The following is a 24930-nucleotide window of genomic DNA, read 5'->3' on the forward strand; positions in this document are numbered from 1 at the left end:
CTTCACGTTTTAATGTTGGAGTGCTAAATTTAAGTATTTATTCCAGATTTATACCCAAATCTATACCAAATGTTGCTGTGAAAAGAAGCTTATCAAAATATTACTAATTTTTTTAAGTGATTTAAAAAAAAAAGAAATGATATCTGATGTAATTATATCAAAATACTGATCTTTTAGGTAATATTTAAAAAAAAGGAATGAATACTTAATTATAATCTAAAAAAGGGGTAAAATAAGTTTAGTCCAATGTGATCTTTAAAAGGACTGATAGGGCTATAAGCTGGATCACATTAATGGAAGATAACGGGAATTGAGGTCGATCTATATCAAAACCATGTTGTCCCATGCCCATAACCAGATTTAGGATCAAAAATCCGGTAGATACAACGTTTTGAATTAGTAATAGCGAAGCAAATATTAAAAGGCCCATGGTAAATTTGGATTTGAGCTGCCTGTAATTTTTCATGTAGATATAAATTAATGCTATTAATAAGCAGATATTTGCAATTCCAACTACAATAGATAAATATGAGGTTCCTATGCCTCCGATATCAATTCCATTCGGGCCTATATGAAATGGTCCTAAAGTGATACCGCCGTCATTTAAACCACTATCTATATGCGGTGCACTATGCCCTATACCAATATCGGGGTTCATATTTGTACCGTTTGGCACTTTTGTAAAATGTGGGCTAATATCTGTACCATTTGGCGTTGCGTTTGTGGAATTTTGTATCATTTTATATCCTCTACTATCTCAATTTTTTGCATTTTAAATATCTACTTTTTCCCAATTTGTTCCCAAATCTCGTTGAAAACATCATAGTTTTTTTCCATATTTTCTGTTAGAAAATACATTTTACCGTATTTTCCTCCTGTGGACTTAATGATGCCGTTGTCTTCTAAAACTTTAATATGGTGCCTTATAGTTTTATAATCAAGCTGAAGTTCTTCAGAAAGTTGGTTTGCATTATATGGTCTATCATTTAACGACTTAATTATTTTGGCACGGTTTAATCCGCCTTTCATTCCGGCGATTAACCACCACAACAGCTTTTTCATGTAATCACTTATGAGAATTAGGACATTGCTCTATTTATTTTTATGACTTAAAAACTTGATTAATAAAATTATTTTTGCTCATGTATATGAATTATACTTTAATTAAATTGTAATTTTGATATAGTAATTATCGTAACATGTAGTTGATAATCCACATGAAAGATATAATTTACATTATTTACATAACTTTCATAGATGATTGATTTATATTATTCGCTCAATTGGTACAACCAGAATATCCTTTGCACCTATTTTTTTAAGCCTGTTTACGGTATTAAAGACTTCACGTTCATCTACAACTGCCTGAACTGCCACAATGTCTTCATTTGAAACAACTTGAGAAACAGTTGGTCCTGTAAGCCCCGGCATTGCTTTTTTAACATCTTCAAGGGATTCTTTATTGACGTTCATCATGACGAGTTTTTTGCCCTCTGCATCTAGAACTCCTTTTATACCTGTCCGTATGGCTTCTATTTTTTCGTTTTTGTCTTTAAAACTTTCTTTATTTGCAATTAGTTTTATGGAACTTTCAAGTATGGTATCTATAATCTTAAGATGATTCATTTTGAGTGTTGTGCCTGTACTTGTGAGATCTGCTACAATATCTGCAACACCTATAAAGGGCGCAATTTCGGTTGACCCGCTTAATTCAACTATTTTGACGTTTATACCTTTATTTTTCAGGTATTTTTTTGTCAAATTAGGAAATTCTGTGGCTACAATGGCACCGTTATCTATGTCTAGTATGTTGTTAATTTTAGAATCTTCAGGTACAGCTAAAACAAGTTTAGCACTTCCAAAATTAAGATCCTCTAAAATTTCAACATCTGCTTCTTTTTCTTCTATTAAATCGAGGCCGGTTATTCCAAGGTCTGCTGCGCCGTCTGCAACAAATTCTGGAATATCTGCAGCCCTTGTAAACATAACACTTGTATCTTCATCATATGTTTCTGAGAAGAGCTTTCTATTTGCCGTATCTTTAATACCAATTCCTGCTTTTTCCAAAAGTTTAACTGCAGGATCACTAATTCTTCCTTTTGATGGAAGCGCTATTTTTAACTGCATATGCGTCCTCCCTGTAAAGTTGATTAAATAATTATCATTATGGTGAATAACTAAATTATTGCTAATTCAGGTTTACATTTGTTTTAAACATGCAAAAACTATGGATTTTTGCTGTTAAATAATCGGAAGATTATTTAAACATGATTAAATGAATTTAAGGAATATATATTTTATAAGTCTAGTTCGTTATTCACTATAAGTAATTTGGCATGTACTTTATATATTTTGGATAAAGGTTATTAAAGGCTTTATGCCCAAATTGAAATTGAATACAATAATATTGTCTTATATTGTACAATGTGTACTTTTAAAACTTTGGTAATGATAGGTTATTAACGGATTTATATCATACAAAATATAGGATAATTTAATACCAATCTACTTTATGCAAAATGTATTTTTAGACTTTAATAAATAAGATAGTAGATATTTATGTAAATTAATCTAAAATTTAAACATTAAATGGTGGTCCCATGGAAACAAAAAGTATTTTGATAGATAACGTTACTATACTGGGCGGTGAGATTAAAAAAGGCTCAGTAATTGTAGAAAATGATAAAATAGTAGAAATAACTGAAAAATCAGGATCACACAGCGCTGATGAGGTAATAAAGGGTGAAAAAAAAGTTCTAATGCCAGGACTTGTAAATACACACACTCATCTTTCAATGACACTTATGAGAGGACTTGCAAATGACTTACCACTTGATACCTGGCTAAATGATCATATATGGCCTGTAGAAGCCGAATTAAACAGAGAAGATTGTTATGCTGGGGCTTTACTGGCATGTATTGAAATGATAAAGTCTGGAACCACCACATTCAATGATATGTACTTTTTTATGGATGATGTTGCCAAAGCAGTTGATAAATCTGGCTTAAGAGGAATGCTTTCATATGGAATGATTGATTTTGGAGACGAAGAGAAGAGAAAGGCTGAATTTAAAGAAACCATGAGGATAATAGAAAAATGCCATGATACTGCAGATGGTAGAATAAAAGTTGTATTTGGGCCACATGCTCCACATACATGCTCCACTGAGCTTTTAAAAGAAGTAAGGGAAAGGGCAAGTAAATTGGGGCTTAAAATACATATTCATGTTAATGAAACTGAATTTGAGGCGGATCAAGTAAAAGAGTCTTATGGTGTAAGGTCGTTTGAATATCTTGATGAAATAGGTTTTCTGGCCGATGATGTTATAGCAGCACATGCTGTATGGCTTTCAGATAAAGAAATAAAAATAATTAAAGAAAATAATGTGAAATTATCCCACAACCCTACAAGTAACATGAAATTGGCATCAGGAGTATCACCTGTTTCAAAATTAATTGGCACTGGAGTAAATGTATCTTTGGGAACTGACGGTGCAGCCTCAAATAACAATTTAGACTTATTTGAAGAGATGAAGCTGGTAGCACTGCTTCAAAAAGTGCACACTGGCGATTCTACAGTTCTTCCAGCTGAAAAAGTGTTTAATATGGCCACAATTGATGCTGCTGCTGCTTTAGGTCTTGAAAATGAAATTGGAAGTATTGAAGTTGGGAAAAAGGCTGATCTCGTACTTGTGGATATGAAAACTCCTAGTTTAACTCCATTTAGGCATCCAGTATCTCATGTTGTGTATGCTGCAAATGGCGGTGATGTTGACACTGTAATTTGTAATGGGGAGATCTTGATGAGAAACAAAGTATTAGAGGTGCTTGATGAGACTGAGGTAGTTCGGCTCGCTGAAAATGCTGTAGAATAAAACCGTGACTATAAATGCACTTTTGAACTATGGAAGTACTTTTTTTTATTAAATGTTTTATAATTTGAAGTTATTATGTCATAAGTACAGTTTATCCAGAGTATATATTGGACTTCAATAATAAATAATAACTATTTATGTAAATTAATCTAAAATTTAAATATTAACCGGTGGTTCCATGGAAACAAAAAGTATTTTAATAGATAACGTTACTATACTGGGCGATGAGATTAAAAAAGGTTCAGTAATTGTAGAAAACGATAAAATTGTAGAAATAACAGAAAAAACAGGCTCACACAGTGCTGATGAGATAATAAACGGCGAAAAAAAAGTTCTAATGCCTGGACTTGTAAATACACATACTCATCTATCAATGACACTTATGAGAGGTCTTGCAGATGACTTACCTCTTGATACATGGTTAAATGATCATATTTGGCCAGTGGAGGCTAATTTAACAGGCGATTACTGTTATGCAGGTGCTTTACTGGCATGTATTGAAATGATAAAGTCTGGAACCACCGCATTCAATGATATGTACTTTTTTATGGATGATGTGGCGAAAGCAGTTGATAACTCTGGTTTAAGGGGCATGCTATCCCACGGGATGATAGACCTTGGGGACGAAGAGAAGAGAAAGGCCGAATTTAGGGAAACCATGAGGATAATAGAAAAATGCCATGATACTGCAGACGGGAGAATAAAAGTCGCATTTGGGCCACATGCACCTTACACATGTTCAACAGAACTTTTAAAAGAAGTAAGAGAAAAAGCAAGTAAATTAGGGCTCAAAATCCACATTCATGTGGCTGAGACTGAATTTGAAGTTGGACAGGTAAAGGAGTCCTACGGTGCAAGACCTTTTGAATACCTTGATGAAATAGGTTTTTTAGCAGATGATGTAATAGCAGCGCATGCTGTATGGCTTTCAGATAAAGAAATAAAAATAATTAAAGAAAATAATGTGAAATTATCCCACAACCCTACAAGTAACATGAAGCTGGCGTCAGGAATATCTCCAGTTTCTAAATTAATTGAAAGCGGTGTAAATGTATCATTGGGAACTGACGGTGCAGCCTCAAATAACAATTTAGACTTGTTCGAAGAGATGAAATTGGCAGCACTACTTCAAAAAGTCAACACGGGGGATTCTACAGTGCTTCCAGCTGAAAAAGTGCTTGAAATGGCCACAATTGATGCTGCTGCTGCTTTAGGTCTTGAAAACGAAATTGGCAGCATTGAAGTTGGGAAAAAGGCTGATCTCGTACTTGTGGATATGAAAACTCCTAGTTTAACTCCATTTAGGCATCCAGTATCTCATGTTGTGTATGCTGCAAACGGCGGCGATGTTGACACTGTAATCTGTAATGGGGAAATTTTGATGAGAAATAAAGTGTTAGAAGTGCTTGATGAGGCTGAAGTGATTCAGCTTGCTGAAGGTGCTGCAGAGGAACTTTTATCAAAAAGCTGATTTCCATAAATAAGCTGGTCTTATTTGATATCGACAAAACGTTAATAGATAGGTCAATATGCCACCATGTGGCATTCTCCTATGCTTTTAGAAAGGTTTATGGTGTTAATGTAGATATCAGCATCATTAATTATGCTGAAATGACCGATCCGCAGATCGCAGTTGAAGTTCTTAAGTGTGTTGGGCTTGATGGGAATTTAATTAAGGCTAAGCTAGATGAATGCAATGGAAGCAGTTGTTGATTATTTTAAAGAAAATGTAGAAAGAGAAGATATTCCTGCTTTAGATGGGTCAAAAGAACTTTTGGAGTATTAGAAAATAAAGTACTCATTGGTTTAATTACCGGCAATTTAGAGCAAATTGTCTTAGAAAAAATGAAAAAAGCAGGTTTAAGTCGTTATTTCAAGGTGGGCTGATTTGGAAGCGACAATATAAATAGGACAGAGCTAGTTAAAACTGCCATTAAGAGGGATAGGGATGATCATGATTTCGATGGCAGTGAAATTTTTGTTTTTGGAGATACTCCCGTGATATAAAAGCAGGGTTTGAATCAGGTGCTAAGACTGTAGGGGTTGCAACAGGGAGATATTCAAAAGATGAACTTAAAGATTCAGACGCTGATTTTGTTTTTGATAATTTAACGGATAAAAAAGAAATATTGAATGTTATACTTGAAAATTCTTAATTTTAGCTTTAAATAGAATTAAACCTATTGTTTTAACTAGATGATCTGGCAAAATAAAAATAATTGGAATTCAAATTATATCTTATCTCCTAATTACATTATTGATTGTAATGGCTATAAGGAGCAGCACTGGCCATATTTCAAGCCTTCCCATCCAGAAATCTATGATGAAAACTATTTTTACAAGTACTGGCGAATCAGGAGTCATAATCCCGCTTGAAAGCCCAACGTTACTTAAAGCAGATGCTACTTCAAAAATGACTCTTGATATGTCGGAGTAATATATGAGGGTTATAATCACGCTTATTATGTATATTACAAGGTATGTAAACACAAATGCACTTGTTATTCTTAAAACATCGTCTGTAATCTGTAATTCAGTGACATGGTGAACTTTTTTAGCCATTACAGCTTTACCTGGTAGTATAAATGATTTGACCTGCCATGATATCCCTTTTAAAAGTACACCCAACCTGAGCCATTTAATACCCCCACCAGTAGATAGTGAACCAGCACCAATTATCATGATTATGGTGAGGAGAAAAGTACCGAGACCAATCCATTGGCTCAGTATATCTGGATAAAAAGCTGTTTGCAGACCTGTTGTAGATATGGCAGAAACCATCTGGAACAGGGCAAATCTGAAGTTGAGCAGCAAGCTATTTCCATAAACATGGTTGTTGTACAGTACAAATGTCACAAGAATTGTTGAGACCACAATAAGTGAAAATGCCACTTTTGTTTCTATATCCCTGAAGTATTCCCTCCAATTTCCTTTTAAAATTGTGTAGAGTAGGGCGTAGTTTGTGGCTCCAAGTATCATTATAATCATGGCTGCTATTTCTATCCAGATGCTGTTATAGAATAAAAGGCTTGTATTATGCATTCCAAATCCACCTGTGGATAGGGTGGTAAATGCATGGAAAATAGAATCAAAAACATGCATACCTGCCGCTAAATAGAGAGCTATGGCAATTGCAGTAAATGAAACATACATGTAAACTACGACACGGGTTGATTGTTTAATGCTGGGTCTTAAACGTTCTTCTCTACCTTCTGCAAAGTAAAGGCGCATTACATCAGCACCAGTGGATCTAAAAATGGCCAAAAGTAGGAATATGATTCCAAGACCTCCAATCCATTGAGTAAAAGCTCTCCAAAAATTAATTGTGTAAGAAATAGCATCTATATTTGAAAACATGCTGAAACCAGTTGTTGTAAATCCAGACATGGCTTCAAAATAAGCATTTAAATAAGATAAATCTCCTGAAAAAAAGTAGGGTAACGCACCAAGTGCACATGCAATCAACCATATGGCAGTTGAAAAAACCATTGCACTTTTAATGGTCATTTTTATTTCTGTTTTAAATAATTTAACAAAAGTAAAGCCAATAACTGCACTTATAGCAGCTGAAGATAAAAAAGGAACTATATATCGGGGCTCATTATAAATAAGAGAAACTAAAATAGGAACTAGCATTGCAGCTCCAAGAAGCATGCAAACATCTCCTGTGTAATGAAGGATAGTTTTAACTTCTCTCCTACTCAGCCTATGAACCCTTTGCATTTAATCACATTCTAGGTCGTGAACATCTGCGTAACTTTTTTCACGGCATTTGCCTTAACAAGTACGGAAATAAGGTTATTTTCATTTAAAACCATATTTTCCTTTGGAATAATGATGTTGCCATTATTATGAACTGCGGCAATTATATAATCATCTGTGGGACTCACTTCTCTAATTTCTTTACCAATTACCTTTTTATTTTTCACGGTAATGTTTATCATTTCTGCATTTCCCTTTCCAAGCACGATTAGATCGGCTATATTGGGTCTTGTTATCACTTTCTCAAGGTAACTCGCTGCAGTAAGTTCGGGACTTACAACAAAATTGATACCTACTTTTTGAAATGCTTCCTCATGTGATATATCGCTTACCCTTGCTATAATTTTTTCTATATTATAATCCCTTACAAGAATACTTGATAACAAATTAGCGTCGTCATTCCCTGTAGCTGCAACAAAAACATCTGCATCACCAATATTGGCTTCTTCGAGAATCTTTTTATTGGTACCATTACCACAGATAACCAGTGCATCTAGTTCCGTCGCAGCATTATTACATAATTCTTCACTTTTTTCGATTATAGTAACATCGTTACCATTTTCAATTAGTTTTGAGGCCAGGTTAAGACCTACTCTTCCTCCGCCCATTATTACTACATACATAAATACACCTTATCAATAATTATAGTTTAAATCGTTTAAATAAATACTTAAAACGGTTATAAGTTTGAAATAAAATGTTATTCTACATAAATATAGTCAATAAACTTTACTTTAAGTTCATACTGGCTATGCAACGGTTTACTAATTTTTTTTATACCGATTCATGTAATTTGACCAATGTTATATATAAACTTTATCTTCCGATATCTTCCGACTGGTTAAATTCAAGGTCTTAAACTATTTTTTGCACTAAAGTAGACATTAAATTGGGGTATATAAGTAAAACCTGCCGAATAAATGGACTAAAGACATATGAATTTGTAATATGTCTTGCTAATTTATTAAGAGTAATACTAAACTATAACATGTACTTTTAATTATTTGGATATGGTCCCTGTACGCAGTAGATAACCTATTATAACGACGATTATGAAGATGAGGGTGCAGGCGATTATTATTTGAACTGCTGTTATCCTTTCCATTTTTTGATCTTTGGATTTCCCCTTTATTAATTATTCTATGTTATGTATTATTTACAATGAATACTGTTCCTTTTATATCAATTTTTAGAATAGTTTCAACATAAAAAAAATTAAAACCTCTTTAATGCACCTAATGATGCTTTTATTAAAACAAGTACTGGAATTATTTCAATTCTTCCAATCCACATGTTAAATATCAGGAAAATTTGGGGAATTTGAGGCATTGTTGGGGATGTAATTCCCATTGAAAGCCCAACGTTTCCCTGCGCTGAAATAATTTCATATAATGAGTTTAAAGCATCGTATCCATACTGTACAAATACAAGCCAGCTTATGAATATGAAAAGAAGATAAATAAATACATAAGAACTTGCTTCTCTAACTTCTACATCTGTTACAGGTTTTCCAGATATTTTTTTGGGTATAACAGAACCTGCAGGAGAAAGTACCCTTAAAAGTTCCCAATAATATCCTTTTAAAATTGTAACTATCCTTATAAGTTTTACTGCACCTGAAGTTGATCCTGCTGAACCTCCAATTATCATTGCAGCTATGAGTATTATTTTCACGTATTGGGGCCATGCTACCTGGGCACTTGTGGATGGAATACTGGATCCAGTACACGTAATAGCAGATATTACATGAAAAACAGAATCCATGGTGGTAAGATGTGCATTTATGAATATAAGGGTAGAGAATATAAATATTATAATAATCATTGCCTGAAACTGGATATCCCGAATCATATCTTTTACTTTGCCTTTTAAAACTCTATAATGGACAAGGAAGCTTGTAGCACCAATAATCATGATGACCATGGTTATTAAATTAATTAAATTGCTGTGAAATCCTCCAATGTTGTCGTTATAAACTGACATACCGCCGGTTGATAAATTGGTCATGGTGGTGTTTATAGCATTGAATATGGACATTCCTGCAAGAACATATAAAACAATACCTAAAATTGTATAAAACAGATAAATCCACCACATAGTTTTCACAGTGCCTGTGATACTCGGTTTAATTTTTTCTTCTCTGGCTTCGGATTTATATAACCTTGAAGCAGATGTTCCTGGACGTATCAAAATTCCTATAACAACAATAACAACTCCAAGTCCACCGATCCATTGTGCAATGCTTCTTAAAAATAAAACCGATTTAGGAACAGTTTCAACATTTAATATGGTGAGTCCAGTAGTCGTCCATGCGGACATACTTTCAAAATAAGCGTTTAAAAAGTTAATATGTGTAATATTCATTAAGATAAGGCTTCCGATTAGAGCTGCCCAGAGCCATGAAAGGGCAGCTATCATCATACCATGCTTAAGCCCCATTCTTCTATTTTTGCCCCTGAGAGATCTTCTGAGAATGTAACCTACTAAAATTGAAAATCCTGATGGAATTAAAAAAGAGATATAATTACCTTCATTATAGATTAAAGCAACAAATATCGGTGTTAAAGTTACTACACCAATACCAATCATTATTAATCCTAATTGCTCTAATATTACAAATAAATCTTTTTTTCTCAGTTGACCAATCATTGATACCGTATATATAATTTTCGGCAGAGCATATAAATTTAATCATTATTACAATATTTTGGCTTATTTGAAAATTGCATATAATCAAGAGGGTATGTTAAGTGAGTATGTGTTTTAAAAGAAAATAAAAGTTATTTTAACCGTCTGATTAAATATTTCCTTAATTCATCTGCAAAAAACATAATTGGAATAAATGTAATTACATATAACCATTCTATTATTCCAAGTGGAGCAGTTCCAAATACGCCCTGCAGTTGGGGTATATAAAGGATTGCGAGCACTATAGCGGCTTCAAATATAATTCCTCTTATTATCCAGTTATTCTTAAAAACTCCAATTTTAAATACTGATGTCCGTGTAGTCTGAATTGTTAACAGGTTCCCTATCTGGCCCATTACAATACCAACGAAGACAATTGTGGTGGCTTTAATGTATAATGGGTCTGAAAAGGGGAGGGTCTGTCCAAAGTGCCACCCGCCGCCGTAGAGCACCCAGAAATATCCAGACATTACAAGTACTGCTTCAATTAATCCAAGGAAGATATATCCTCTAAGCACTACATGCAAATTCAAAAGTCTCTCTTTTCTTGGCCGTGGCGGCCTTTTCATTACATCCGACTCTGGAGGCCCTCTCCCCAACGCAATTGCAGGAAGAGTATCTGTTCCTAGATCTATTGCAAGTATTTGCATGACTGTAATTGGGAGGGGGATAGCAAACATGGCTGTAAGTACAAATGGTATAATTTCGGCAGTTTCATGGGAGAAAATATAGGTTATAAATTTCCTTATATTTTCATAGATGGTCCTGCCTTCTTTTATGGCAGATACAATTGTCGCAAAATTATCGTCAGTTAAAATCATGTCTGAAGCTTCTTTAGCTACATCAGTACCAGTTATTCCCATTGCAATCCCTATATCTGCTTTTCTAAGTGCCGGTGCATCATTTACACCGTCACCAGTCATTGCTACAATCTCATCTTCATCCTCAAGTATAGATGCAATCCTCATTTTATGCTCTGGAACAGCTCTGGCAAATATCACGTCACACCCAGAACTGAGAAGCTGTACGATTTGCTCGTCTGACATCTCACTTATCTCTTTTCCCTTTACCACCTGGCAATCGCCGCTTATGATGCCGATTTCTTCGCCTATAGCTCTTGCTGTAAGCCCATAGTCTCCAGTTATCATTATAATTCGTATTCCCGCACCATGACATTGTTTGACTGCTTTATAGACTTCTGGACGTGGAGGGTCTTGCATTGCCATCATACCAAGAAATATCATGTCTTTTTCAACAGTTTCTGGCCTGTAATCATTGAAATCATTGGGTAAATTTTTATATGCTATTGCAAGTATTCTAAGGCCTTCTTCTGCAAGTTCGTCATGTATTTTGATTATATTTTCTTTTTCTTCTGGGGACAGAGGCCTAATTTTTCCATCCTCAGAAATTTGATTACTTAAAGAAATTATCTTTTTGGGGGCCCCCTTAATATATGCAACCTTTTTATCCTCTTTTTGATGTATAGAACTCATTGATTTCCGTATAGAATCAAATGGGAGTTCAATTATCCTTGGAATTCTTTTTATCTCTTCCTTCGGATTAAACCCGCTTTTGCATGCTGCAACAAGTAGTGATGCTTCTGTGGGGTCCCCCAATATTTTCCATTTTTTACCCTCACTTTGGGGTTTAATTAATTTGGCATCATTACAAAACGCGGCTGTTCTCATAAGCAGTTTAAGCTCTTTCATTTCATCATAAGATATTTCATTACCTTTATGCAGGAATTTACCTTTAGGTGTATATCCTGCACCTGTTACGTCAATTAATTCATCAGGTATCCAGATTTTACGGACGGTCATCTCATTTTTAGTAAGTGTCCCTGTTTTATCTGTACATATTATGGTTGTAGAACCCAGGGTTTCGACGCTGGAAAGACGTTTTATGAGTGCATTTTTACTGACCATTTTTCTAGCGGCTGCAGCAAGTGCAAGGGTTACAGTAGGGAGAAGGCCTTCTGGAACATTTGCAACAGTTAAACCTATGGCAAAAAGAAATGCAATGTTTAAAGGGAGATTTAAAACAAGTATATTAACTCCAAACAGAGTGAGGCCCATTAAAATTGCTATAATTGCTATTAAACGTGCCACTTTGTTTATTTCTATCTGCAGTGGGCTCTGTACTTCTTTCACAGTTTGGGTAAGAGACGCTATTTTGCTGAACTCAGTGTTTCTGCCTGTTGAAAAAACTACTGCCTTTCCAGAGCCAGATGTCACGCTGGTACCTGCAAAAATAAGGTTATGCATCTCAATAAATGCATGGTCTTCACCGCTCATGCCATCAGGCGTTTTACGTATAGGCCGTGATTCTCCTGTGAGTGTAGAATTATCCACCTTAAATTGGGATGCCTCTATAATCCTTGAATCTGCTGAAATATTGTCTCCTTCATCAAGTACAATTATATCGCCAGGTACCAGTCCTGCTGCAACTATTTCCCTTTCTTTACCTTCTCTTATTACCTTTGCGGTTGAGGGAAGGATTTTTTTGAGGGCTTCTGTTGCTTTTTCTGCCTGATATTCCTGCCAGAAGCTGAAAATAGCGTTTATTATAATTACTCCAATAATTGCAAATCCTAATTGGGGAGTTCCAGAAATAAAAGCTAATATACTTGCAGCCCATAAAAGAAGGGCAAGAATATTGTAAAAATTCTCTAAAAATTTGAATATCAACGGCTTTTTCTTGACTTCTTCAATTTGATTTGGCCCATATTTTTTAAGCCGTATTTGAGCTTCATTCTCACTTAAACCATTGGATGTTGTATCTAGTTTAGAATATACCTCTTTAGGAGATGGTTTATATATATCCATCTCTTCTTTGGATGGTTTATTTTCATTCATGGTTACACGCAGGCAGAATTTTCCATGATTTCATGTCTCAAGCCGTAAATTTTATTTAAACACTTAAAATTATTTGTTAATAGGTAAGTAAAATGTATTATAATCTATGGTTTTTAAAACATAAAATAGTAGCGGAATATTTTTAAATGTACTGGGGGTAAAATAAGTTACGGTAGCTAATATATACTTTATTCTGGTTCATTGATATCTTGAAATAGGATAAATCTTTCTATTTTAAGCTTATCTAAATTTCATTAATCCTTATATTAATAAGTTAATCCGGACATAATATTATTAATATAATATTAGTAATGTGGGGATTTTTATGAGTTATTTCAACGAGGAAATAGAAATAATGGATCGAAATGACCTTGATGCCCTTGTTGAGGAACGTATTAAGTATACGGTTGAATATGCCTATGACAATTCTCCTTTTTACAGAAAATGGTTTAAAGAAAACCGGATAAACACGTCCGATATCAAATCTCATGAGGATTTGAGAGAACTGCCTATAATAACCAGTAAAACATTGAGGGAAAAGCAGCCTCCAGAGACTGAAGATTTTGAATTTAAATGTATAGATTGGGACAGCATATATACGATCCACGAAACAAGTGGAACCAGTGGAGTGCCTAAATCTTTCTTTCTTACATGGGATGACTGGAACAGATATGCTGAAAAATACGCCCGTTCATTTGTATCACAAGGTTTCGGCCGGGGAGACAGGGTAGTGGTCTGTGCATCATATGGGATGAATGTAGGGGCCAACACAATGACGCTGGCTGCTCAAAAAATAGGAATGGCAATTATTCCTGAGGGTAAATGCACGTTTCCAGTCCGCATAATAAAAAATTACCAGCCTACGGGTATAGTGGGCAGCATATTCAAGCTTCTGCGCCTTGCAAAACGAATGGAATCAGAAGGAATTCCACCTCAAGAATCCAGTATCAAACATTTAATTGCAGGTGGTGAAAGCTTTGCAGAGGAATCACGAGCATATTTGGAAGAAATATGGGGTGTACCAGTTTACAATACCTATGGGAGCACTGAGGGGACTATGTGTGGGGAATGTTACGTAAAAGCAGGTTTACACGTACCTGAAGATCTGGTACACCTTGATGTTTATGACCCTCAGCTTAAAAACTTCGTAGATGAAGGCGAATGCGGTAGAATAGTTTTAACAACCCTTTTGCCAGTTGGTCAAAAGACTGGAACTCTTCTTTTGAATTATGATACTGAAGATACCACCATAGTTTTAAGCAGAGAGAAATGTAAATGTGGCAGAACTCATATGCGAATTTCAAATCCGCAGCGTGAAGCAGAAACAGTTTGGGTAGCTGGAAATCCGTTTAATAAAGTGGATATAGAGCAAGGAGTGTTTCAGAGGGACAATATGGAATATCTAACAGGAGAATATGAAGCATTTCTTTACGGGGATGAAATGGAAACTACAATGAGAGTTAGCATGGAGTGCAGCGACCCTGTAAATTGTGATGAAGATATGATCAGTGAGAATTTTATTAAAAGTTTCTTTAAATTTAAGCCAGGTATTCGGCAGGCATATTCAGATGGTACATTTAATGTAGTCTTTAATTTTACTGGTGCCGAAGGCCTTGAATTTTATAAGATCAGGGGAAGGCCAAAGCGTTTGGTGGACCGCCGGTGAGATTTAAATAACTGAATTATTTTTTTTAAATTACAATGAATTATTTTTATTTATATGAATGTGAGAACATACAGTAATAGAATACTTATTTTTACACTTTTAAAAATAATCCGGAGAAAAAACTAATGCTTAACGCGGAAACTTATATCACCAGACAGAAAGGAATTGGTGGGAAAATTAGGACAAGATACGAAGATTTTTACGTTGAAGAAATACCAGAATCAGAACCAAGTGGAACAGGAGACAACACATGGTTTTTTATTGAAAAAGTTGGAAGAGATACACTTGAGGTTGTACTGGATGTCGCACGTGAACTGCACATAGACAGAAAAAGAATGGGCTTTGCAGGAATGAAGGATAAACGAGCAGTCACAAGACAGTGGCTGTGTGTTTCAAACTCAGAAGTTGAAGACATTGAAAAATTAAGAGACAAGCTTTACAAAGTTGACATACTCAAGATAATGAAAAACGAGAAAAAGTTAAGGATTGGACAACTTGTAGGGAATAAATTCAGGCTTCTTATAAGAGATACAGAAGATCCAGAAAAAGATAGTCAACTAGCAACTGAAATACTGGCAGAACTCTCAAAGACAGGGGTCCCTAATTACTACGGCTGGCAGAGGTTTGGTAAAAAGAGATCCAATACCCATCTCGTTGGAAAAGCATTACTTGAAAATGATTTAAAAAAAGCAGTTGATTGTTATATTGGAAACCCTTATGACGAGGAGAGGGAGCATATTAAAAAACCAAGACAGCTGTATGACGAGGGAAAATGGGAAGAATCACTTGAAGAAATGCCGGGGAGCATGAGATATGAAAAAATGATGCTTAAAACCCTTTTAAAGGAAATGAAAAAGAAAAATATCGAAGATATTGATTCTTTAGATGAACATGCTTACAGGCGCGCCATATCAAGCCTTCCAAAACCGTTAAGGAGAATGTTTGTCCACGCTTATCAGTCATTTTTATTCAATAAAGCTGTAAGTGAAAGAGTTAAGCTTGGAATCGATAAGTATGTTGAAGGTGACATAATCATCGACAATGAAGAACACTTAGTCCATGAATTTGGGGATGACATAGATGAAAGAATAAAAAACTTTGAAGTCCACCCTACAGCTCCTCTTTTTGGAAGTAAAGTCCCACTTGCCGGTGGAGAGCTGGGCGAAATGGAGCAGAAAGTTATAGATGGAGAAGGGGTTACTTTAGAAGAGTTTAAAGTCCCTAAAATGCCTAAACTTGGAAGTCATGGGCTGAGACGTGCGATTAGATTTAAGATATGGGATGCCTCTGCTAAGGCTACTGATGAGGGAGTTCTTGTAGAGTTTTCAATTCCTAAAGGCTGTTATGCAACGGCTGTTTTACGGGAAATAATGAAAAATGAAGTTGTTTAAGATTAAGAAGATTTAACACTACTTCTTATCTTTTAGAAACTGTTTTTTGATTTTAAATTTTTGGGATAAAATTCAACTGATTTAAAAAATAAAGGAGTATTTATTTAAAAATCTAATTATAATTCTTGCAGCCTATCTAAAGCTTTTTCCATTGATTGTACATGCCTTATTTTGATTTTATTGTATAATGCAAAGCCCATTTCTCTTAAATACAGTTCTACATTCCTGAAAGATGGTGCTTCTATTATATAAAATATTTCGTGTTCCAATGGGGGATACACTGCAGATATTATTTTAATTTCATGTTTTTTAGCGAGTTCTTCTCTTTTGCTGGAATGCTCCTTAAGTTTCTTTTTAGTCTCTTCACTAACAAGGTAACATGCTTCAACAGGATGGGTCAGGTGTGCCATAAACATTGCCATAAATTCACTCTCCTTAACTTTATTAATTATCTATATATTTTTATTAAAATTTATTATTTACTAATTTAAAAAATCGCTTTTGGTGTCTTTATCTAAAAATAGAATGTTTGAAATCCATAATGATGTTAATGAAGGTTAATTAGTGACATATATTCTTAGAAAACTGGAATATTGTCCTGTACTGATAATGATAAAAATTATATTGGTGATATTTTAAAGTATAAAAGTGAGCTAAAGACAGATTTATGCTTATAATACTTGTAAATTAAAGGTTAAGTTGGTATTTAAGTTATGAATTAACTTAAAAATTTTAAATTCAACTTTTGAGTTAAGGAGATGAAAATTATGGGATATATAACACTTTCTTACGCGCTGGAAGAAACTTCTCCCGTTCATATAGGTTTAAAGGAGCCAGAGATGGTTCGCAGTAACCAGATTGTAGATGGGAAAGGTTATAATACATACTTGATAAATGTTGAAAACCATTCTGGAACACATGTAGATGCTCCTGGCCATTTTTTGGAAGACGGCAGGATAATCTCTGATTATAATCAGGATGAACTGGTTTTTAATAGTCCTATTATTGTTGATATTCCAAAGGGTCCAAACGAGCTTATGAAAATATGGGATGTATCTAAAATAGATTTTAATAATGCAGACTGTATTTTGTTCCGTACTGGATTTGAAAAATTCCATGAGAATGATCCAGAGAAATATCTTACTCAAAACCCTGGAATATCCCCAGAAGTTGTCTATTTCATAAGAAAAAACCTTAAAAATGTTCGATGTATTGGCATAGACTGTGTATCTATGTCCAGCTATCAAAATCCACAATCTGGAAAAGAAGCACACGTAAACGCATTTAAAAAGAGCAAGGATTTTGGTGAACCGCTGCTTCTAATTGAAGATATGAAATTAGGTAATGTTAAAAATGGAGATTTAGAAAGTATAATTGTTGTCCCGTGGCAAATCAAAGGGATTGACAGCGCTCCGTGTACTGTGGTTGCTAAATTAAAGTAAATTTTTAGTTATTCCTTTGCATACTTTTCAGGGTCTTCCTCAAACTTTTTTTTACAAAGTGGAGCGCAGAAATAATATTTCTTCCCTTTATATTCGCTTACATTTTTTGCAGATTTTTCATCCACTTCCATCATGCATACTGGATCTAAAACCATTTTTTCACCTCATTTGACAGTTTTTAATCAGACTACTCAAAAATTAACTTTAAAATTATTTTTTTAATATGATTAAAGAAATTAATATTATTTTTTAACTATAAAAATAGAAGAAAAATAGAGTGTTCAGTTATTTCGTACACTAATTTCATTGAGTCATTTCTACTTTCTCTTTCTTTGCAGGAGGTACATACCCTTTTAATAACAGTGAAAGAGTTAAAACAGATACTGAACTAAGTGCCATTGCAAGACCTGCAAATTCTGGCCTGAATGTAATTCCAAAGAAAGGGTAGAGCACCCCTGCTGCAACAGGAATAAGCACGGAGTTGTATGCAAAGGCCCAGAATAAGTTCTCCTTTATCCTTCCCATCACTTTTTTACTTAACTGAATACCAGCAAGTGCATCCATGATGTCGTTTTTTATAAGGACAATTTCACCGCTTTCTATGGCTATATCTGTACCACTTCCTATAGCTATTCCAACATCAGATTGTGCTAGTGCGGGAGCATCGTTAATACCATCACCAACGAATGCTACAACTTCACCAGCCTCTTGAAGCCTCTTAACCTCTTCGGATTTATCCTGGGGCAGCACTTCTGCAATTACATTTTCAATTCCAACCTGCTTTGCAATTGCACCGGCTGTTTGTTTGTTGTCTCCAGTTATCATGACAACTTTAAGACCCATTTCTTTGAGCTTTCCAATTGCATCTTTGGTGGTTTCTTTTAATGTATCAGCTATAGCAATTGCTCCGGATAATGAGTTATCTGCAGCAACTAAAACTGCTGTTTTGCCTTCATTTTCAAATTTAGATAGTTTTTCTTCAGCTTCGTTGGGTATTGTAATATTTCTATCTTTAAACAAGGTTCTATTTCCTATTATAATTTCTTTACCTTCTACCACTGCTTTTACCCCTTTTCCTCCAAAGGTATTGAAATTCTGGCTTGTTTCTATTTCTATATTTTTTTCCAGTGCTTTTTTAACCACTGCTTCTGCAAGGGGGTGCTGTGAATTTTTTTCAACACTGGCAGCGAGTTTTAATAATTCTCTGTTATCAGTTCCAATTGGGGCTATATCTGTAACCTCAGGCTTGCCTTTGGTAAGTGTACCTGTTTTATCAAACACTATGGTGGTAAGCTTTTCAGATATCTCGAGGGCTTCCCCATTTTTAATCAAGATCCCAAGCTCTGCTCCTCGTCCAATACCTACAGTTATGGCTGTAGGTGATGCAAGCCCAAGTGCACATGGACATGCTACAACAAGAATGGAGATCAACACAGTAAGTGCGAAAAGAAGGGTAGCTCCTGATAAGAAGTACCAGAAGAGAAATGCTGCAATTGCTATAGTTAAAACAGTTGGGATGAAATAACTTACAGCTTTATCTGCAATTCGTTGGACAGGCGGCTTTGAGCCCTGAGCATTTTCTACAAGTTTTATAATCTGAGATAATACTGTATCTTTCCCAATTTTTAGAGCTTTGAACCTTAATACTCCGTTCTGATTAATGGTTCCCCCAACAACGGATTTTCCACTATTTTTAAATGCAGGAATTGGCTCTCCAGTAATTGCAGATTCATCTACATAACTTTCACCGCTTACAACTTCTCCATCTGCAGGGATCTTTTCACCAGGCTTAACAACTACTGTATCACCCATTTGAACATCTTCAATGGGAATTTCCATCTCATTACCACTGCGAATTACAGTGGCAGTTTTTGCCTGCAGTCCTATTAATTTTTTTATAGCAGTTGACGTCTGTCCCTTTGCCCTTGCCTCTAAATATCTTCCTAAAGCTAGAAATGCAGCAAGCATAAGTGCTGTTTCATAAAATAGGAATTGTTGAGTTAGTATAATATTAAAAGTGCCTAGAAGGCTTGATCCATAAGCTACTCCAATTCCCATGGAATACATAACATCCATGTCAAGGTTCCTGTTTTTGAGGGAACGGATGCCTGCTGTGAATATGGGGTAACTCACGTATATAAATGGAAGAATGGAAACTATAAGCATGAAGTAAGGCATTGGGATTGGAAGGGGGATATTTAGATACATTAAAGCCATTAAAGGGATTGAAAATCCAAAACCAACAATTATTCGGTTTCTTTTGTCTTTAAGGTCTTTAGCTCTTACTTTTTCTTCAAGTTCTTCTGTTTTTTCTCCTTCAATGCCAAGATATTGGTATCCAAGATCTTCAATTGCATTTTTCATATCTGTAACTGTTGTAATTTCAGAATTATAAGTAACATAAGCTTTTTCAGAGGTTAAATTAACATTAACATCACTGATCCCATCAAGTTTTCCAAGAGCTTCTTCTATGGCTTTTACGCACATTACACAGCTCATTCCTCCAATCTTTAAAATAACATGATCATTTGCCACACCATAACCAGCATCTTCTATGGCATTTTCCAATTCAGCGAGCTTCAACTTTTCAGGATCATATTCAACAGTGGCTTTTTCAGTTCCAATGTTTACCTGAGCTTCTTCAACTCCTTCAAGGTTTTTTAGAGACTTTTCAACGTTTAAAGCGCATGAAGCACAGTGCATTCCTGAAACTTTAATCTCTGCTTTCTTTTTGGATTGTTCTGCCATTTGTTTACCTCTTAATCATGATTATACTATTTTAATTTTGTTTTTATTGATTAATAATTTTTTCTAATAGTTTCAATTATGATTTAAATAAAGAAAAAAGTCCAAAATAAAATAATAATGGGGGGTATGAGTAATGCTTTGGTGATACAAATCTTAAATTTGATAATTAAGGTTTTATCAAAGCTTTTTTAATTCTTAACTCATTAGAATCTATTATATTTTCTAAGTTTCAGTGATTAATTAATCACGTCGTAGCCTGCTTCTTTTACAGCTTCTTCTAGTTTTGAGAGTTCCACTTTTTTAGGATTGTATTTAACAGCGGCTTTTCCTGATTTTAAATCTACTTTAACTTCTTTGACCCCATCTACATTTTTTAAAGATTTTTCAACGCGTGCTACGCAGTGGGCACAGCTCATTCCTGAAATTTTAATTTCTGCTTTTGTTGAATCAAACACTATTTAACTCCTCCTCAGTTCTTATTATTTGATTTTTAAATATTTTCGGTTAAACAATGATTATATAACTCTTTTTAATTATTTTTAACTAAAATTTTCAATTAATTTATCTATAATATATGAATTCCACTAGTTGTATTTAAATTAGGTATAGACAAAACGGTTATATAGTACACTTTTGTATACCAACTATCAACAAAAGTACCATTGGAATATAAGTAGAATACATGGATTATTTTTGTATACGGGCGTAATAAGTAACTGATGTGATCTGATGACTGAAAATAAAAAGTACTGCTGTCCAGTAGCTGCAGCAATAGATGAAATAGGTGGAAAGTGGAAACCACTAATTTTGTGGGCATTAAAAGATCAAACGTTAAGGTTCAGTGAAATTAATAGAGAATTACCTGCTATAACACAACGCATGCTTACAAAACAGCTCCGGGAATTGGAAAGAGATAACTTAGTTAACAGAAAGGTCTATGCAGAAGTGCCTCCAAAGGTAGAATACTCCCTTACCGCAAAGGGCAAATCAGTTATACCTATTTTAAAATCACTCTGTGACTGGGGAGAAGAATACTGTAAATCTAAAATCTGTTTAAATGTGTTAGATTAAGTCATACTCCATTATTTTTAATTTTAATCCGACTGTTATGGATATGTCTAATTTTATAACAGTAGTTATATACTTAAAATTAGACTGTCTATATATAACTATTGTTATGTTAAATTAAAGATTTAACATAACAATCTAATGAGATATCAATCATTGATTTGGTTTAATTTAATTAAATTAGTCATTGAATTTAAAAAAAAGATGAGATACATCGTTAAAATTCGCAATTTCAAGCAGTGATGGAAAATTTATAGATCTGCACTTGGCAAGGTTCGGTTTTCTTGTATTTGAAATTAAAGAAAGTGGAGATCATGAATTCAGTGAGCCAGTAAAAACATCCCGCCTTCAGATGATCCCAATTTGTTGGAAAATCATGATAAAGCGCTTGCAAAGAGTGTTGATTTAATTTCAGATTGTGATGTAATACTTCCAAGCCAAATTGGACCTTCTACATCTAAAGCTCTTCTATCATGTGGAGTAAAGTCATACTCTGTTTTGAATTTTATGATAGAAAAAGCTTTAAAAAAATTAGCTTCTTCAAAACTAATTTCTAGACCAATACCGCGGCCTGTAATTCATTAAACTTGAAAAAGTGTAATATTTGGAAAAATTGTATAATTAACAGGTTGAAAAGAGGTATTCGGCGGTTACAGTTAAATTTGAAAATTATAAATAATTTTGTAGATATACTATTACTATATGTTTACACGATATTTTAGATTAGTTTCTAAAACAGTGAAAACAATTTTTTAGAATTTAGTTTCTATTGATTTTATATGTATTAGCTTTAATATTCAAATATATTCTATTTGGAGGATTATTAATGGTTTCTGAAGAAGAACAGCGTAAAAAAGCGGTAATGGAACAGGAAGTTGAAATTATAAAAAGGATGAGTAAGATCAAGCATAAAATTGCAGTAATGAGTGGAAAAGGGGGAGTGGGTAAATCCACAGTATCGGTAAATTTAGCTGCTGCCTTTGCTAAGAAGGGGTATAAAACAGGTATTATGGACGCAGATGTACATGGGCCAAATGTTCCAAAGATGCTGGGAGTAGAAGGAAAAAATTTAGGTTACAGTGAAGATGGTATAACACCTGTTGAAACTGAAGAAGGAATAAAAGTCATGTCTGTAGGATTTTTTTTATCTTCACAGGATACTCCTGTTATATGGAGAGGCCCTGCAAAAACAGGGGCAATAAAACAATTTTTTGCAGAAGTTAACTGGGGTGATTTAGATGTTTTAATTATTGATAATCCTCCAGGCACTGGAGATGAGCCTTTAACTGTTTTACAGACTGTTCCATTAGATGGCGTCGTTTTAGTTACCACGCCCCAATCTGTAGTTCAGGAAGATGTAATCAAGGGTGTTAATTTAGTTAAAAATCTAAATATTCCAATTATTGGAGTTATTGAGAATATGTCCGGTTTTATCTGCCCCCACTGTGAAAATGAAATTTTAATATTTGGTAAAGGTACGGGTACTAAACTGGCGGAAGAAATGGACATTCCTTTCCTTGGGAGACTGCCTTTAGATGTAGAAACAGCAGCTTCTTCTGATAGTGGGAATCCTGTTGTAATTAAAGAGCCGGAATCAGAGATTTCAGTTAGGATATCAAAAATTGTGGATAAAATTGAGTCACAAATTATCAGCAAGTCTTAATTTTAACTTCAATTCTTTTTTGAAGAAATATGACTTCATTTAAATTAATTTTAAAAACAGAGATGCTTAATTAATAACAAATATGGATTCCTATAATTCTGGCATGCAGTTATAAATAATAATAGTCCATAATAAAATAATAAAATTCATCATGTCATGTTCTGGTGAAACTCATGAGAAAGATTGTAAAATTAGCCATTGTTGGAATTATTATGGCATTATTTGTATTGTTTTTAGCTTTTTTTGCTGTATATGAAGATAATCTTGTAGGGAAAGGAAAGTATCAAAATGTTTCAGATGCAACGGGCAATATTGAACTTCCCCTTATTGAAAAAGGAATTCCCTATCTGGATGCTGTAGATATGGCAAATATTATGTTAACTAAGGAGAGCACGCTGAAATTAGCATGATATAAACAATTTTTTAGAACTTAATCTGGAATATTTATAGTTACGGAACTTCCATCACTAATATGGAACCTTTCTTTAAGATTTTGAGGAGCTATAAACTCAACAACATCTTTTGAATGATGAGTTTTTTCTGGAAAAATCACTGCCCCTTCAACTTCATCATTTAGAGTTGCTTTTTTAAATTTAACATCACCAAAAGTTTTTTCACCTTTTATTTCTGGAATATCACTTTCTAAAAGTTTCTCAACCTTTTGTGAATCATTATCTTCAACATGGACATTCAACGTACCAATGAATGGCTTGAAATGAAGTTTATCTTCAAATTGATCCCTGTAAATTGATTGCGACATAAAATATGCGCCTTTTTTTGTTCCTGAAACTACAATACCTTTAATTTTCATTTAAATCACATTTTTACATTATAATATCAATAATTTTTAAAATAGATCCGCAAGCTTATTTTCAAATAAAAAATAAATTAGGTAAGTTATCTTGATCTGGATTCCATTTGCCTGTCGGCCGATCCATCTTTGCAGTGGTAAACAGTGGAGAAATCAAAATCTGATGAAACTGTACAGTCCTGGCAGTTACACCCTTGTTCATTTTCAAAACATCTTATTTCATCACCTGCGGAGCAAAATACTCCTAATTTTCCGCTCTGCATGCACTCATTGTAGGTAGGGCATGCATTACAGATGCACTTTATCATGGTTTCTTCATTTTTTGGGACTTTTGCCATATTATCACCTCATTTATGTGTTTCTGGAAATATGCATTATTTCCTTCAACTTCTATCTTTAGTATGTAATATTAAATTTATAAAACTTATTACATAAAATTTATTGGTTATTAAATTGCTTGTAAAAAGTTATCTAAAAATGTTAATTAGGATAAAAAGTGATAATAAAAAGGTTAAGTCGTGTTTCGATGATTTTTTGTTTACTTTAACAGCACCCCTTCCCAGAGATTATTATCCTATCTGTATTTATGTAAAATATCGTGTTCTCTCGCAATTTTGCCATTTCTTGTTACAATGATTCCAAATGCATCAATATCTAGATTTTTAAGTAGATCACCCACTGAAATACGGTTTATTTTAATATCTTCTTCATCATCATCTTTTCCAGATACATTAATAATTTTTAGCTGCATTGAATCATTTGAATTATTTTAGTACATTCAATTGAGGTTTTTTTAACTTTAAGAAATTGAAAGTACACATATAAATTTTTAATATCCATGCATCATACCATGGCCCGTATTATTACCGTAGTGGCCGTGATAGCCTCCCATATAAGGTGTGTACATCCACATCCATACAAAAATAGCTACTATGATTACTACTGCGATAATTAGCACGAT

At 34.1% G+C, this 24930-nt stretch carries 26 protein-coding genes; 11 read left to right on the forward strand and 15 right to left on the reverse strand.

Annotated features, from left to right (window positions below):
- Window positions 1-238: 238 nt before the first annotated feature.
- From ASJ80_RS15695 to hisG, 3 genes are all read right to left on the reverse strand, one after another.
- The gene (locus tag ASJ80_RS15695; RefSeq protein ID WP_245837603.1) at window positions 239-739 is read right to left on the reverse strand and encodes a hypothetical protein; all 501 of its coding nucleotides are present in this window, start codon (window positions 737-739) and stop codon (window positions 239-241) included.
- A 41-nt stretch (window positions 740-780) separates the two neighbouring features.
- Entirely contained in the window at window positions 781-1062 is a 282-nt protein-coding gene (locus ASJ80_RS15700) for a winged helix-turn-helix domain-containing protein (RefSeq protein ID WP_069583836.1), read from the reverse strand.
- A gap of 204 nt (window positions 1063-1266) precedes the next feature.
- Window positions 1267-2127, reverse strand: a complete 861-nt coding sequence (hisG, locus tag ASJ80_RS15705) for an ATP phosphoribosyltransferase (protein WP_069583837.1) — start codon at window positions 2125-2127, stop codon at window positions 1267-1269.
- Window positions 2128-2600: 473 nt separating this feature from the next.
- Here hisG and ASJ80_RS15710 point away from each other — a divergent pair, with 473 nt between their 5' ends.
- The 4 genes from ASJ80_RS15710 (at window position 2601) to ASJ80_RS17920 (ending at window position 6031) form a co-directional block, all read left to right on the forward strand.
- Window positions 2601-3875, forward strand: coding sequence for an amidohydrolase family protein (locus ASJ80_RS15710; RefSeq protein WP_095652124.1), 1275 nt, complete (start codon window positions 2601-2603; stop codon window positions 3873-3875).
- 178 nt (window positions 3876-4053) lie between these two features.
- Complete coding sequence (locus ASJ80_RS15715) at window positions 4054-5346, forward strand: amidohydrolase family protein (RefSeq protein WP_095652125.1); 1293 nt, start codon at window positions 4054-4056, stop codon at window positions 5344-5346.
- A 68-nt stretch (window positions 5347-5414) separates the two neighbouring features.
- Complete coding sequence (locus tag ASJ80_RS17230; RefSeq protein WP_176720258.1) at window positions 5415-5588, forward strand: hypothetical protein; 174 nt, start codon at window positions 5415-5417, stop codon at window positions 5586-5588.
- A 290-nt stretch (window positions 5589-5878) separates the two neighbouring features.
- Window positions 5879-6031 carry an HAD hydrolase-like protein gene (locus tag ASJ80_RS17920; RefSeq protein ID WP_083240980.1) on the forward strand — a complete coding sequence of 51 codons (153 nt, stop codon included), beginning with the start codon at window positions 5879-5881 and terminating at the stop codon, window positions 6029-6031.
- A gap of 82 nt (window positions 6032-6113) precedes the next feature.
- Here the strand turns inward: ASJ80_RS17920 and ASJ80_RS15725 are convergent, their stop codons facing one another.
- The 4 genes from ASJ80_RS15725 to ASJ80_RS15740 all read right to left on the reverse strand — a co-directional run bounded on the left by ASJ80_RS15725 (window position 6114) and on the right by ASJ80_RS15740 (window position 13180).
- The gene (locus ASJ80_RS15725; RefSeq protein WP_069584006.1) at window positions 6114-7598 is read right to left on the reverse strand and encodes a TrkH family potassium uptake protein; all 1485 of its coding nucleotides are present in this window, start codon (window positions 7596-7598) and stop codon (window positions 6114-6116) included.
- A gap of 11 nt (window positions 7599-7609) precedes the next feature.
- Window positions 7610-8260: a potassium channel family protein gene (locus ASJ80_RS15730; protein WP_069584007.1), complete on the reverse strand. Its 651-nt coding sequence runs from the start codon at window positions 8258-8260 to the stop codon at window positions 7610-7612.
- 592 nt (window positions 8261-8852) lie between these two features.
- Complete coding sequence (locus ASJ80_RS15735; protein ID WP_069584008.1) at window positions 8853-10286, reverse strand: TrkH family potassium uptake protein; 1434 nt, start codon at window positions 10284-10286, stop codon at window positions 8853-8855.
- A gap of 131 nt (window positions 10287-10417) precedes the next feature.
- Window positions 10418-13180 carry a cation-translocating P-type ATPase gene (locus ASJ80_RS15740; protein WP_338036881.1) on the reverse strand — a complete coding sequence of 921 codons (2763 nt, stop codon included), beginning with the start codon at window positions 13178-13180 and terminating at the stop codon, window positions 10418-10420.
- 325 nt (window positions 13181-13505) lie between these two features.
- Here ASJ80_RS15740 and ftsA point away from each other — a divergent pair, with 325 nt between their 5' ends.
- Both ftsA and truD read left to right on the forward strand, forming a co-directional pair.
- Window positions 13506-14846: a coenzyme F390 synthetase gene (gene ftsA / locus ASJ80_RS15745; RefSeq protein ID WP_069584009.1), complete on the forward strand. Its 1341-nt coding sequence runs from the start codon at window positions 13506-13508 to the stop codon at window positions 14844-14846.
- A 125-nt stretch (window positions 14847-14971) separates the two neighbouring features.
- Window positions 14972-16237: a tRNA pseudouridine(13) synthase TruD gene (truD, locus tag ASJ80_RS15750; RefSeq protein ID WP_069584010.1), complete on the forward strand. Its 1266-nt coding sequence runs from the start codon at window positions 14972-14974 to the stop codon at window positions 16235-16237.
- A 116-nt stretch (window positions 16238-16353) separates the two neighbouring features.
- Here truD and ASJ80_RS15755 read toward each other — a convergent pair whose 3' ends face one another.
- On the reverse strand, window positions 16354-16659 hold the full coding sequence (locus ASJ80_RS15755) for a hypothetical protein (RefSeq protein WP_069584011.1): 306 nt from the start codon (window positions 16657-16659) through the stop codon (window positions 16354-16356).
- A 345-nt stretch (window positions 16660-17004) separates the two neighbouring features.
- On the opposite strand from ASJ80_RS15755, the gene ASJ80_RS15760 reads away from it, so the two are divergent.
- Window positions 17005-17679: a cyclase family protein gene (locus ASJ80_RS15760; RefSeq protein ID WP_069584012.1), complete on the forward strand. Its 675-nt coding sequence runs from the start codon at window positions 17005-17007 to the stop codon at window positions 17677-17679.
- A gap of 8 nt (window positions 17680-17687) precedes the next feature.
- Here ASJ80_RS15760 and ASJ80_RS15765 read toward each other — a convergent pair whose 3' ends face one another.
- The 3 genes from ASJ80_RS15765 to ASJ80_RS15775 all read right to left on the reverse strand — a co-directional run bounded on the left by ASJ80_RS15765 (window position 17688) and on the right by ASJ80_RS15775 (window position 20882).
- Complete coding sequence (locus ASJ80_RS15765; protein ID WP_069584013.1) at window positions 17688-17834, reverse strand: YHS domain-containing protein; 147 nt, start codon at window positions 17832-17834, stop codon at window positions 17688-17690.
- Between the two features lie 148 nt (window positions 17835-17982).
- The gene (locus ASJ80_RS15770) at window positions 17983-20427 is read right to left on the reverse strand and encodes a heavy metal translocating P-type ATPase (RefSeq protein ID WP_069584014.1); all 2445 of its coding nucleotides are present in this window, start codon (window positions 20425-20427) and stop codon (window positions 17983-17985) included.
- 236 nt (window positions 20428-20663) lie between these two features.
- The gene (locus tag ASJ80_RS15775) at window positions 20664-20882 is read right to left on the reverse strand and encodes a heavy-metal-associated domain-containing protein (RefSeq protein WP_083240975.1); all 219 of its coding nucleotides are present in this window, start codon (window positions 20880-20882) and stop codon (window positions 20664-20666) included.
- A 274-nt stretch (window positions 20883-21156) separates the two neighbouring features.
- On the opposite strand from ASJ80_RS15775, the gene ASJ80_RS15780 reads away from it, so the two are divergent.
- The 4 genes from ASJ80_RS15780 to ASJ80_RS15795 all read left to right on the forward strand — a co-directional run bounded on the left by ASJ80_RS15780 (window position 21157) and on the right by ASJ80_RS15795 (window position 23568).
- Window positions 21157-21498, forward strand: coding sequence for a winged helix-turn-helix transcriptional regulator (locus ASJ80_RS15780; RefSeq protein ID WP_069584015.1), 342 nt, complete (start codon window positions 21157-21159; stop codon window positions 21496-21498).
- 360 nt (window positions 21499-21858) lie between these two features.
- Window positions 21859-22080 carry a NifB/NifX family molybdenum-iron cluster-binding protein gene (locus tag ASJ80_RS15785; protein ID WP_069584016.1) on the forward strand — a complete coding sequence of 74 codons (222 nt, stop codon included), beginning with the start codon at window positions 21859-21861 and terminating at the stop codon, window positions 22078-22080.
- A gap of 241 nt (window positions 22081-22321) precedes the next feature.
- The gene (locus ASJ80_RS15790; protein WP_069584017.1) at window positions 22322-23158 is read left to right on the forward strand and encodes an Mrp/NBP35 family ATP-binding protein; all 837 of its coding nucleotides are present in this window, start codon (window positions 22322-22324) and stop codon (window positions 23156-23158) included.
- A gap of 173 nt (window positions 23159-23331) precedes the next feature.
- Window positions 23332-23568 (forward strand): hypothetical protein, encoded by a 237-nt coding sequence (locus tag ASJ80_RS15795; RefSeq protein ID WP_069584018.1) that lies wholly within the window; start codon window positions 23332-23334, stop codon window positions 23566-23568.
- A gap of 20 nt (window positions 23569-23588) precedes the next feature.
- Here the strand turns inward: ASJ80_RS15795 and ASJ80_RS15800 are convergent, their stop codons facing one another.
- The 4 genes from ASJ80_RS15800 to ASJ80_RS17780 all read right to left on the reverse strand — a co-directional run bounded on the left by ASJ80_RS15800 (window position 23589) and on the right by ASJ80_RS17780 (window position 24927).
- Window positions 23589-23969 carry a DUF120 domain-containing protein gene (locus ASJ80_RS15800; RefSeq protein ID WP_069584019.1) on the reverse strand — a complete coding sequence of 127 codons (381 nt, stop codon included), beginning with the start codon at window positions 23967-23969 and terminating at the stop codon, window positions 23589-23591.
- An 86-nt stretch (window positions 23970-24055) separates the two neighbouring features.
- A complete protein-coding gene (locus ASJ80_RS15805) occupies window positions 24056-24307 on the reverse strand; it encodes a DUF2769 domain-containing protein (RefSeq protein ID WP_048081608.1) in 252 nt (83 codons plus the stop codon).
- 236 nt (window positions 24308-24543) lie between these two features.
- Window positions 24544-24720 (reverse strand): hypothetical protein, encoded by a 177-nt coding sequence (locus tag ASJ80_RS17240; RefSeq protein ID WP_176720259.1) that lies wholly within the window; start codon window positions 24718-24720, stop codon window positions 24544-24546.
- A 78-nt stretch (window positions 24721-24798) separates the two neighbouring features.
- A complete protein-coding gene (locus ASJ80_RS17780) occupies window positions 24799-24927 on the reverse strand; it encodes a hypothetical protein (RefSeq protein ID WP_255360697.1) in 129 nt (42 codons plus the stop codon).
- Window positions 24928-24930: the final 3 nt, after the last annotated feature.

This window comes from Methanobacterium bryantii, from assembly GCF_002287175.1.
Taxonomy (GTDB): domain Archaea; phylum Methanobacteriota; class Methanobacteria; order Methanobacteriales; family Methanobacteriaceae; genus Methanobacterium_D; species Methanobacterium_D bryantii.

Coding starts and splice junctions, on each gene's coding strand:
- ASJ80_RS15780 (WP_069584015.1), top strand. CDS start 21,157: ATGACTGAAAATAAAAAGTACTGCTGTCCAGTAGCTGCAGCAATAGAT.
- ASJ80_RS17240 (WP_176720259.1), bottom strand. CDS start 24,720: ATGCAGCTAAAAATTATTAATGTATCTGGAAAAGATGATGATGAAGAA.
- ASJ80_RS15715 (WP_095652125.1), top strand. CDS start 4,054: ATGGAAACAAAAAGTATTTTAATAGATAACGTTACTATACTGGGCGAT.
- ASJ80_RS15765 (WP_069584013.1), bottom strand. CDS start 17,834: ATGGTTTTAGATCCAGTATGCATGATGGAAGTGGATGAAAAATCTGCA.
- hisG (WP_069583837.1), bottom strand. CDS start 2,127: ATGCAGTTAAAAATAGCGCTTCCATCAAAAGGAAGAATTAGTGATCCT.
- ASJ80_RS15805 (WP_048081608.1), bottom strand. CDS start 24,307: ATGGCAAAAGTCCCAAAAAATGAAGAAACCATGATAAAGTGCATCTGT.
- ASJ80_RS15695 (WP_245837603.1), bottom strand. CDS start 739: ATGATACAAAATTCCACAAACGCAACGCCAAATGGTACAGATATTAGC.
- ASJ80_RS15735 (WP_069584008.1), bottom strand. CDS start 10,286: ATGATTGGTCAACTGAGAAAAAAAGATTTATTTGTAATATTAGAGCAA.
- ASJ80_RS15790 (WP_069584017.1), top strand. CDS start 22,322: ATGGTTTCTGAAGAAGAACAGCGTAAAAAAGCGGTAATGGAACAGGAA.
- ASJ80_RS15730 (WP_069584007.1), bottom strand. CDS start 8,260: ATGTATGTAGTAATAATGGGCGGAGGAAGAGTAGGTCTTAACCTGGCC.
- ASJ80_RS15760 (WP_069584012.1), top strand. CDS start 17,005: ATGGGATATATAACACTTTCTTACGCGCTGGAAGAAACTTCTCCCGTT.
- ASJ80_RS15740 (WP_338036881.1), bottom strand. CDS start 13,180: ATGAATGAAAATAAACCATCCAAAGAAGAGATGGATATATATAAACCA.
- ASJ80_RS15755 (WP_069584011.1), bottom strand. CDS start 16,659: ATGGCAATGTTTATGGCACACCTGACCCATCCTGTTGAAGCATGTTAC.
- ASJ80_RS15795 (WP_069584018.1), top strand. CDS start 23,332: ATGAGAAAGATTGTAAAATTAGCCATTGTTGGAATTATTATGGCATTA.
- truD (WP_069584010.1), top strand. CDS start 14,972: ATGCTTAACGCGGAAACTTATATCACCAGACAGAAAGGAATTGGTGGG.
- ASJ80_RS15710 (WP_095652124.1), top strand. CDS start 2,601: ATGGAAACAAAAAGTATTTTGATAGATAACGTTACTATACTGGGCGGT.
- ftsA (WP_069584009.1), top strand. CDS start 13,506: ATGAGTTATTTCAACGAGGAAATAGAAATAATGGATCGAAATGACCTT.
- ASJ80_RS15725 (WP_069584006.1), bottom strand. CDS start 7,598: ATGCAAAGGGTTCATAGGCTGAGTAGGAGAGAAGTTAAAACTATCCTT.
- ASJ80_RS15700 (WP_069583836.1), bottom strand. CDS start 1,062: ATGAAAAAGCTGTTGTGGTGGTTAATCGCCGGAATGAAAGGCGGATTA.
- ASJ80_RS15800 (WP_069584019.1), bottom strand. CDS start 23,969: ATGAAAATTAAAGGTATTGTAGTTTCAGGAACAAAAAAAGGCGCATAT.
- ASJ80_RS15770 (WP_069584014.1), bottom strand. CDS start 20,427: ATGGCAGAACAATCCAAAAAGAAAGCAGAGATTAAAGTTTCAGGAATG.